Source organism: Pseudomonas sp. AMR01 (assembly GCF_041946035.1).
Taxonomy (GTDB): domain Bacteria; phylum Pseudomonadota; class Gammaproteobacteria; order Pseudomonadales; family Pseudomonadaceae; genus Aquipseudomonas; species Aquipseudomonas antarctica_B.
On record NZ_JAUTYR010000053.1, the window covers coordinates 19,111 to 28,167 of the forward strand.

8 protein-coding genes are annotated in these 9,057 nt (G+C 60.9%); 7 read left to right on the forward strand and 1 reads right to left on the reverse strand.

What is annotated here, in order from left to right; translation table 11 throughout:
* Window positions 1-74: 74 nt before the first annotated feature.
* Genes Q7C20_RS25210 through Q7C20_RS25225 form a run of 4 tightly spaced genes read left to right on the forward strand, consistent with a single transcriptional unit; the run spans window position 75 to window position 4,112 of the window.
* A complete protein-coding gene (locus tag Q7C20_RS25210; protein WP_375070973.1) occupies window positions 75-857 on the forward strand; it encodes a sugar phosphate isomerase/epimerase family protein in 783 nt (260 codons plus the stop codon).
* Window positions 850-1,791 (forward strand): sugar kinase, encoded by a 942-nt coding sequence (locus Q7C20_RS25215; RefSeq protein WP_375070974.1) that lies wholly within the window; start codon window positions 850-852, stop codon window positions 1,789-1,791. Before Q7C20_RS25210 ends, Q7C20_RS25215 begins: the two co-directional genes overlap by 8 nt.
* Before the next feature lie 48 nt (window positions 1,792-1,839).
* A complete protein-coding gene (locus Q7C20_RS25220) occupies window positions 1,840-3,138 on the forward strand; it encodes an MFS transporter (RefSeq protein WP_375070975.1) in 1,299 nt (432 codons plus the stop codon).
* Complete coding sequence (locus tag Q7C20_RS25225; RefSeq protein ID WP_375070976.1) at window positions 3,135-4,112, forward strand: NAD(P)-dependent oxidoreductase; 978 nt, start codon at window positions 3,135-3,137, stop codon at window positions 4,110-4,112. Before Q7C20_RS25220 ends, Q7C20_RS25225 begins: the two co-directional genes overlap by 4 nt.
* Before the next feature lie 367 nt (window positions 4,113-4,479).
* Here Q7C20_RS25225 and Q7C20_RS25230 read toward each other — a convergent pair whose 3' ends face one another.
* Complete coding sequence (locus tag Q7C20_RS25230) at window positions 4,480-6,105, reverse strand: methyl-accepting chemotaxis protein (RefSeq protein WP_375070977.1); 1,626 nt, start codon at window positions 6,103-6,105, stop codon at window positions 4,480-4,482.
* 234 nt (window positions 6,106-6,339) lie between these two features.
* Here Q7C20_RS25230 and Q7C20_RS25235 point away from each other — a divergent pair, with 234 nt between their 5' ends.
* Genes Q7C20_RS25235 through Q7C20_RS25245 form a run of 3 tightly spaced genes read left to right on the forward strand, consistent with a single transcriptional unit; the run spans window position 6,340 to window position 8,807 of the window.
* Entirely contained in the window at window positions 6,340-7,767 is a 1,428-nt protein-coding gene (locus Q7C20_RS25235) for a nucleobase:cation symporter-2 family protein (RefSeq protein ID WP_375070978.1), read from the forward strand.
* 12 nt (window positions 7,768-7,779) lie between these two features.
* Window positions 7,780-8,241: an LEA type 2 family protein gene (locus Q7C20_RS25240; RefSeq protein ID WP_348061822.1), complete on the forward strand. Its 462-nt coding sequence runs from the start codon at window positions 7,780-7,782 to the stop codon at window positions 8,239-8,241.
* A gap of 5 nt (window positions 8,242-8,246) precedes the next feature.
* The gene (locus tag Q7C20_RS25245; protein ID WP_375070979.1) at window positions 8,247-8,807 is read left to right on the forward strand and encodes a GNAT family N-acetyltransferase; all 561 of its coding nucleotides are present in this window, start codon (window positions 8,247-8,249) and stop codon (window positions 8,805-8,807) included.
* Window positions 8,808-9,057: the final 250 nt, after the last annotated feature.

The window sequence follows — 9,057 nt, forward strand, 5'->3', positions numbered from 1 at the left end:
TCGCAGGCAAGCCAGCGCCCACATTGCTTAACTTTTGCGTAAAAAAATGAAACCGGTTTCAGAGGTCAACAACAATGCATAAATACCCCGTCTCCATCAGCCTTTCCAGCTACGGCGCAGACCTGGTTCGCCAGAAGGGCCAACTGAGTTTTGTTGCATTACTCAGCGCTGCCGGCGCGCAACGTATCGAGTGGCGTGAAGAACTGCTCACCCATGAACAGCCCGCAGCGCTGGCCCAGGCGGCTGCCGAACACGGCCTTGAATCGGTGTTTTCATCGCCTCTGGAGTTGTGGGTCGCAGGCCGCGCGCAGCCGAACGCAGAACTTGCCGCCACCCTGGACCGCGCCCAGGCGTTCGGTTCCGGCTGGCTGAAAGTCTCCCTCGGCTACTTCACCGACACCAATGACCTGCAAAGCCTGCAGGCCCTGCTTAATCGCCACCCGGTCAAGCTGCTGGTGGAGAACGATCAGACGCTGTACGGCGGGCGCATCGAGCCGATGCAACGGTTCTTCACCGAGGTCGAGCGCCTGGGCTTGCCGGTGAAGATGACCTTCGATATCGGCAACTGGCAGTGGCAGGACCAATCCGCCCTCACCGCCGCACGCCTGCTCGGCCGTCACGTGGCTTACCTGCACTGCAAGGCCGTGGCGCGTCGGCCAGACGGCAAGCTGGTCGCGCTGCCGCCTGGCGCCACCGACCTGCATCTGTGGGAACAACTGCTCAAACATATGACTCAAGGTATTACCCGGGCCGTGGAATTTCCGTTGCAGGGCGATGACTTGACCCACGTCACCGCGCAACAGGTCGCCACCCTCGCCCTCCTCGGCCAGCCGCGTGCGGAGAATGCCCATGTCTGAGATCGATATCCTCTCGTTTGGTGAAACCATGGCGATGTTTGTCGCCGAGCAGACCGGCGACCTGGCCCAGGTGGCGCAATTTCACAAGCGTATTGCCGGGGCCGACAGCAATGTCGCCATCGGGTTGTCGCGCCTGGGCTTCAACGTCACCTGGCTGAGCCGGGTAGGCAACGATTCCCTGGGGCGCTTTATGATCGATACGCTGACCAAAGAGGGCCTGGATTGCCGGCATGTGGCGGTTGACCCGCTGCATCCCACCGGCTTTCAATTCAAGTCCCGCGAAGAAGCGGGTGCTGACCCTCAAGTGGAATATTTCCGCAAAGGCTCGGCGGCCAGCCATTTGTCGGTCGCCGCCATCAGCCCCGCGCTGTTGCAGGCGCGGCACCTGCATGCCACTGGCATTCCGCCGGCCTTGTCCGAAGCCACTGGCGAGCTGTCCACCGAGCTGATGACGCAAATGCGCAAGGCCGGGCGCAGCATTTCGTTTGACCCCAACCTGCGTCCTTCGCTGTGGGCGAGCCAGGCGCAAATGGTCCGCGAGATCAACGCCCTCGCAGCCCTTGCCGACTGGGTACTGCCGGGGTTGGGCGAAGGTCGCCTGCTCACCGGGTTTGATGACCCGGCCGACATTGCCGCGTTCTACCTGGACCTTGGCGCCGAAGCCGTGGCCATCAAACTCGGCGCCGACGGCGCCTACTACCGCACCCACATGGACCAGGGCTTTATCGCCGCCGTGCCGGTGGAAAAAGTCGTGGACACCGTGGGCGCCGGCGACGGTTTTGCCGTCGGCATGATCAGCGCCCTGCTGGAAAACCTCAGCTTCCCCGAAGCGGTGCAACGCGGTAACTGGATCGGCAGCCGCGCCGTGCAAAGCCGCGGTGATATGGAAGGTTTACCCACGCGCGCGGAGTTGCCCACCCAATTCGTTGCATGACCCCCTACACCCTGTTGCCACAACTACAACAAGCTCAGGAGCAACCCCATGGATACGCTGAAACTCGCCACCCGCCGTTGGTGGTACATCATGCCCATCGTGTTTATCACCTATAGCCTGGCTTACCTGGACCGCGCCAACTATGGGTTTGCCGCCGCCTCCGGGATGGCCGAAGACCTGATGATTACCCCCGGCATGTCGTCACTGCTGGGCGCGCTGTTTTTCCTCGGCTACTTTTTCTTCCAGGTGCCGGGGGCGATTTACGCGCAGAAGCGCAGCGTCAAAAAGCTGATTTTCGTCAGCTTGATCCTGTGGGGCGCCCTGGCCACCCTGACCGACGTGGTGTCCAACGCCTACATGCTGATCGCGATTCGCTTCATGCTCGGCGTTGTCGAAGCCGCCGTGATGCCGGCGATGCTGGTGTACCTGTGCCACTGGTTCACCCGCGCCGAACGCTCACGCGCCAACACCTTCCTGATCCTCGGCAACCCGGTGACCATGCTGTGGATGTCTGTGGTGTCGGGCTATCTGGTGCAGCATTTCAGCTGGCGCTGGATGTTCATCATCGAAGGCTTGCCGGCGGTGCTCTGGGCGTTTATCTGGTGGAAGCTGGCGGATGAGAAACCCGCCAATGCCAAGTGGCTCAGCGACAGTGAAAAACGCGACCTGGAAAGCGCGCTGGCCGCTGAACAAGTCGGGATCAAGGCGGTAAAAAACTACGCCGAAGCCTTTCGCTCACCCAAAGTGATCATCCTCGCGCTGCAGTTTTTTTGCTGGAGCATCGGCGTGTACGGCTTTGTGCTGTGGCTGCCATCGATCCTCAAGGCCGGTTTGCAAATGGACATGGTCGAGGCCGGCTGGCTCTCGGCGCTGCCGTACCTGGCGGCGGTGATCGGCATGCTGGTGGTGTCGTGGGGTTCGGACAAGCTGCAAAAACGTAAACGTTTTGTGTGGCCGCCGCTGCTGATCGCCTCCATCGCCTTCTACGCGTCCTACGTGCTGGGCGCCGAACATTTCTGGTGGTCCTACACCCTGTTGGTGATTGCCGGGGCGTGCATGTATGCGCCTTACGGGCCGTTTTTTGCGATTGTGCCGGAGATCCTGCCGGCCAACGTCGCCGGCGGCGCCATGGCACTGATCAACAGCATGGGCGCCCTCGGGTCGTTTGGCGGTTCGTACCTGGTGGGCTACCTCAATAGCAGCACCGGCTCGCCCGGCGCCTCGTACCTGCTGATGAGCGGCGCGCTGATGCTGGCCGTGGTGCTGACGATTTTCCTCAAGCCCGGCGCCAGCGATCGCGAACGCGCGCCGCTGCACACCCTTGAATTGAAGGCGAGACACTCATGAAAAAATCGGTCGTTTTATACAAGAAACTTTCCGCACCCTTGATGGCCCGCCTGCATGAGCAAGCCGAGGTCACCTTTATCGAAGCCCTCGACGAAACAGGCCTGGCCAAACTGCGCGATGCCCTGCCTACCGCCCACGGCCTGCTCGGTGCCAGCCTGCGCCTGGATGCCACGCTGCTGGAGTTGGCGCCTGCACTGGAAGCCGTGGCCAGCGTTTCGGTGGGGGTCGACAACTACGACATTGACTACCTGACCGGGCGCGGCATTTTGCTCAGCAACACGCCCGACGTGCTCACCGAAACCACCGCCGACACCGGTTTCGCGCTGATTCTCGCCACCGCCCGGCGTGTGGTGGAGTTGGCGGACATGGTGCGGGCCGGCCAGTGGAATAAAAACATTGGCCCGGCGCATTTCGGCACCGACGTGCACGGCAAAACCCTGGGCATCATCGGCATGGGCCGCATCGGCGAAGCGTTGGCCCAGCGCGGGCACTTTGGTTTTGGCATGCCGGTGATCTACCACAGCCATTCACCCAAACCTCAGGTTGAGCAACGCTTTGGTGCCGGTTACCGCAGCCTGGAGGCGTTGCTCAAGGAAGCCGATTTTGTCTGCCTGACACTGCCGCTGACCGCCGAAACCGAAAAATTGATCGGTGCTGAAGAATTCGCGCTGATGGGCCCGGAGACGATCTTTATCAATATCTCGCGAGGCAAGGTGGTGGACGAGGCCGCGTTGGTCGAGGCCTTGCAGCAACGCACCATCCGTGCGGCGGGGCTGGATGTGTTTGAGCGCGAACCGTTGAATCACGATTCAGCGTTGTTGCGCTTGAACAACGTAGTGGCCACGCCGCACATTGGCTCGGCGACCCACGAGACACGCGAAGCGATGGCCAAGTGCGCGGTGGATAATTTGCTGCAAGCCCTGGCCGGGGAAAAGCCAAAGAACCTGGTCAACCCAGCGGCCTGGAAGAAATAAGCTCTGGCACGCCTCAAAAACCATGTGGGAGCTGGCTTGCGATGGCAATTTGTCAGTTGACCGATCAACCGCTATCGCAGCTTAGGTATCTACATAATGTTGGTTTACCCCGTGTAGACAGGGCCGTTGTGGCGAGCGGGCTTGTCCCGCGTTGGGCTGCGCAGCAGCCCCAAAACCAGTCTCCACGGTGTGTCCGAAGAATTGCATGCTTCTTACTGGGGCTGCTGCGCAGCCCAACGAGGGCGGTGCGACGATTCGACAAGCCCGCTCGCCACGGGGAGTTTCGACAGCCTCTCAAGATTGTGTAGGTACCTATGGTCATCGCCGGCAAGCCTGCTCCCACTTTTTGTTTGCGTTTCAGATTGGGTTAGATCACAAACCTCGCCACCATCGCGTTCAAATCCACCGCCAGGCGCGACAGTTCATGGCTGGCGGCGCTGGTCTGGTTGGCACCCGCTGCCGACTGGGTTGCCAGGTCGCGGATATTCACCAGGTTGCGGTCCACTTCACGGGACACTTGGGCTTGCTCCTCCGACGCGCTGGCGATGACCAGGTTGCGCTCGTTGATCAGGCTGATGGACTGGGTGATCTGCTCCAGCGCAACACCGGCGGCGCGGGCCATTTCCAGGGTGGTGTGTGTGCGCTGATTGCTCTGCTGCATCGACTGCACCGCTTCACCGGTGCCGTTCTGGATGCCGGCGACCATTTTTTCGATCTCTTGAGTCGATTGCGCAGTGCGATGGGCCAGTGCCCGTACTTCGTCTGCCACCACCGCAAAGCCGCGCCCGGCTTCACCGGCGCGCGCCGCTTCGATGGCCGCGTTAAGCGCCAGCAGGTTGGTTTGTTCGGCAATCGCGCGGATTACGTCGAGCACTTTGCCAATGTCACGGCCTTGAGACGCCAGGCCCTCAATCAGGACGGACGTGTTCTGCACATCCTGCGTCATGGTCTGGATCGCGCCGACGGTTTCCACCACACGGTCGCGCCCTTCCCGCGCGGCCTTGTTGGACTCGCTGGACGCTTCGGAGGTGGACACTGCATTGCGCGCGACCTCCTCCACCGCGGCGGTCATTTCATTGACGGCGGTGGCAGCCTGGTCGATTTCGTTGTTCTGTTGCTGCAAGCCTTTGGAGGCTTCCTCCGTGACGGCGCTCAACTCTTCAGCGGCCGAGGCCAGTTGCGTGGCCGAGCCGGCAATGTGCTGAATGGTCTGGCGCAGGTTGCCTTGCATTGCGGCCAGGGCGCCGAGCAAACGCGCGGGTTCGTCTTTACCGTCATCTTCAATGGTTTTGCTGAGGTTGCCAGCGGCGATGGTTTCGGCCACTTCCACGGCTTTGCGCAACGGCGTGACAATGCTGCGGGTCAGCAGCCAGGCCAGCAGCACGGTAAGCAAAGCGGCGACGACCGAGAAAATAATCACACCGGTAATGGCGCCCTGGTAGCTCGCCCCGGCGTCGGTATCAGCCTGCTTGGCGTCGGCGACGTTGATAGCGATCAGCTTATTGAGCTGCTCACCCATCTGGTCGGTGCCCTCCTTGATGCGCGTGTTGATCAGGGTGCGCATCTCATCAACCTTGCCCTGCTTGGACAGGGCCAGCATCTCAGCCTGCGCCTGGAAGTAGGTGTCCAGGGTATTGACGAAGATTTTGTACAGCGCCGCTTCCTCGGTACCGGCGGGCGTTGCCGAGTAACCGGCCTGGGCGGCTTTGACCTTGTCAACCAGCACGCCAATGCGGGTTTCCGCTTCCTGCAGACTGGCCGGTTCGCGGTTGACCAGTATCCGAAATGACAGGATGCGCAGGCGCAGCACGTTTTCGGTGATGTTGCCCAGGAAGGTGACGCTCGGCAGTTGGGTGGCGCTCATATCCATCGAGGACTGACGAATCTGCGTCATGCGGCTGACCGCAAACACCCCCAGTAACACCACTAACACCGCAATGAAGGCGAAACCGAGAAACGCGCGAGGGGCAATGTTCAAATGACGGAGGGACATAGAGGGTGCTCTCAGAAGTTGTGTTTGCGAGCATCCCTGCCGCGAAACGATCAGTCAGCGTCAACGCGCTGCTCCGACCTTGGACACCACTGTTGGAATTGTAAGGTGGGCCTATTAAAGCTATCGGCTGCTCTTGGTGATTTGCTCAGGGTGTTTATAAATATTTTTTTACACTTCTGACGACTGTCCGTTTCTGGCATCCTGCGCCTCCCTTTTCTGACCCGAGCCCGCATTTTGTCTGACGCTCAAGCCCCCCGCCCGCGCTATAAATCCGACCTAATCTATGGCCTGGAAGACCGCCCGCACTTCACGGCAGCGATCTTCGCGGCACTGCAACACGTGCTGGCAAGTTTCGTCGGCATCATCACTCCCACTTTGATCGTCGGTGGCGTACTGGGCCTGGAAAGCGAAGTGCCGTACCTGGTGAGCATGGCGTTGTTCGTGTCGGGGCTGGGCACCTTTGTGCAGGCGCGCACATTCGGCCCCATCGGTTCAGGCCTGCTGTGCCTGCAAGGCACCAGTTTTTCGTTTATCAGCGTGATTCTCAGCGCTGGTTTCATGGTCAAGGCGCGGGGTGGCGGCACGGATGAAATCCTGTCGACGATCTTCGGCATCTGCTTTTTTGCCGCCTTCATTGAAGTGGTACTCAGCCAGTTCATCGGCAAACTGCGCAAGCTGATCACCCCGGTGGTAACCGGCACCATTATTACCCTGATGGGTTTGTCGCTGATCAAAGTGGCAGTCACCGACATGGCCGGTGGCTTTGGCGCCAGCGACCTCGGCGCGGCCAGCAACATGGGGCTGGCCGCGCTGGTGCTGCTGACCATCGTGGTCCTCAACCGCTTCAGCAACCCGTTCCTGCGCCTGGGTTCGATCGTAATCGGCCTGACCCTGGGTTTCGTCGTGGCGTGGTTCATGGGTCGCGTGGATTTGGCCGCCCTGCCCCAGGTTCCGCTGATCAGCGTGCCGGTGCCCTTCAAGTACGGTTTCTCGTTCGACTGGGTGGCGTTTATCCCGGTGGCGGTGATCTTCCTGATTTCTCCCCTGGAAGCGGCCGGCGACCTGACCGCCAACTCGATGATCTCCCAACAGCCGGTCAAGGGCCCGCTGTACATCAAACGCATCAAGTCCGGCCTGCTCGCCGACGGCCTCAACTCGGCCATGGCCGCCACCTTCAACAGCTTGCCGATGGTCACCTTCGCCCAGAACAACGGGGTGATCCAGTTGACCGGCGTGGCCAGCCGCTACGTGGCGTACTTTATTGCCGGCCTGCTGGTGCTGCTGGGGTTGTTCCCAATGATCGGCGCGGTGCTGCAACTGATGCCCAAGCCGGTATTGGGCGGCGCCACCCTGATCATGTTCGGCACCGTGGCGGTGGCGGGCATCAAGATACTTGCCGAAGCCGGGCTGCATCGGCGCAACGTACTGATTGTGGCGATCTCCCTGGGGATGGGCCTGGGCGTGGCGGCGGTACCGGAAGTGTTGCGCGATTTACCCAAAGCGTTACACAACATCTTCGAATCGCCGATTACCGTGGGCGCCTTCTGTGCAATCCTGCTGAACATTTTCCTGCCGGAAGAGTTCATAGAGCTGGAAGAAGATGAATTTGATCCGGAGTCCTCTACCCTCAAAGTCATGCAGGACCCGGACGTCACGAAATAGGAGCAACTTTCAATGCGCAAGCTCATGGTTCTATCGTTACTGCTGCTGACCTTGAGCGCCTGTGCGCTGTTCCCCAATCGCGACCCGTTGAATATCAACGTGGTCGGCATCGAACCGTTGCAAAGCCAGGACCTTGAAGTGCGTTTTGGCGTGAAGTTGCGGGTGCAGAACCCCAATGAAACGGCGATCGACTACAGCGGCGTGGCGCTGGACCTGGAGGTCAATGGCCGCCCATTGGCGTCTGGCGTCAGTGATCAGGCAGGGTCCATCCCGCGCTTTTCCGAAGCGGTGATCACAGTGCCGGTCAGTGTTTCGGCGTTTTCGGTGTTGCGCCAGACCCTGGGCCTGAGCCAGACCCAGAGCTTGAATAACCTGCCCTACACACTGCGCGGCAAACTCGCGGGCGGGCTGTTTGGCACCCTGCGCTTTGTAGATCGCGGCACGCTGAATTTGCCGAATACGGCGACGTGGTGAGTGCTGTGCAACCCATATTATTCACCGAACGCCTGATTCTGCGCCCCCTCATCCTTGATGACGCCGAGGGAATCCAACAGCAATTTCCTCACTGGGACGTGGTGCGTTACCTCAACGACCAAGTGCCCTGGCCCTACCCGGCGGACGGCGCGCGTTGTTATCTGGAGCACGTGGCCTTACCGGCCATGGCACGCGGTGATGAGTGGCACTGGTCGATCCGGCTCAAAAGCGCACCCGACTTGTTGATTGGTAGCGTCAGCCTGATGGACTCGGTGGATGATAATCGCGGGTTTTGGCTGGGGCCGCAGTGGCAGGGGCAAGGGCTGATGACCGAGGCCAGTGCAGCGGTGACGCACTATTGGTTCGAAGTGCTCGGGCGGGACGTACTGCGGGCGCCCAAAGCTGCACCGAACCTTGGCTCGCGGCGAATCTCCGAGCGTACGGGAATGCGATTGATCAAGAGTGACGAGGGCCGGTTTGTGGGAGGGGTTTTTGCGCGGGATATTTGGGAGATGACGCGTGAAGAGTGGCTCCAAGCACGGCGTGTCCATCCGTTGCAGCGCTAACGGCCCAGCCAAAAGCAAACGGTACCCTTAAAGCTCCGCGTGTGGGAGCTGACTTGCCTGGGATGGCATCTACTGGTTTTGCCTGTTGGACCGAGGCGGCTGCATCGCAGGCAAGCCAGCTCCCACAGAGAAGCTCAACAGTGTGTGGGGATATTGAAGTCTTACTCGGTCAAAACTGTGGGAGCGGGGGGGGGGGGGGGGGGGGGGGGGGGGGGGGGGGGGGTTGGGGGGGGGTTGCGGCGGGCGGGGG

Excerpts from the sequence above, each read along its gene's own strand:
- Q7C20_RS25215 (WP_375070974.1), top strand. The coding sequence starts at position 850 with ATGTCTGAGATCGATATCCTCTCGTTTGGTGAAACCATGGCGATGTTT.
- Q7C20_RS25220 (WP_375070975.1), top strand. The coding sequence starts at position 1,840 with ATGGATACGCTGAAACTCGCCACCCGCCGTTGGTGGTACATCATGCCC.
- Q7C20_RS25225 (WP_375070976.1), top strand. The coding sequence starts at position 3,135 with ATGAAAAAATCGGTCGTTTTATACAAGAAACTTTCCGCACCCTTGATG.
- Q7C20_RS25240 (WP_348061822.1), top strand. The coding sequence starts at position 7,780 with ATGCGCAAGCTCATGGTTCTATCGTTACTGCTGCTGACCTTGAGCGCC.
- Q7C20_RS25210 (WP_375070973.1), top strand. The coding sequence starts at position 75 with ATGCATAAATACCCCGTCTCCATCAGCCTTTCCAGCTACGGCGCAGAC.
- Q7C20_RS25230 (WP_375070977.1), bottom strand. The coding sequence starts at position 6,105 with ATGTCCCTCCGTCATTTGAACATTGCCCCTCGCGCGTTTCTCGGTTTC.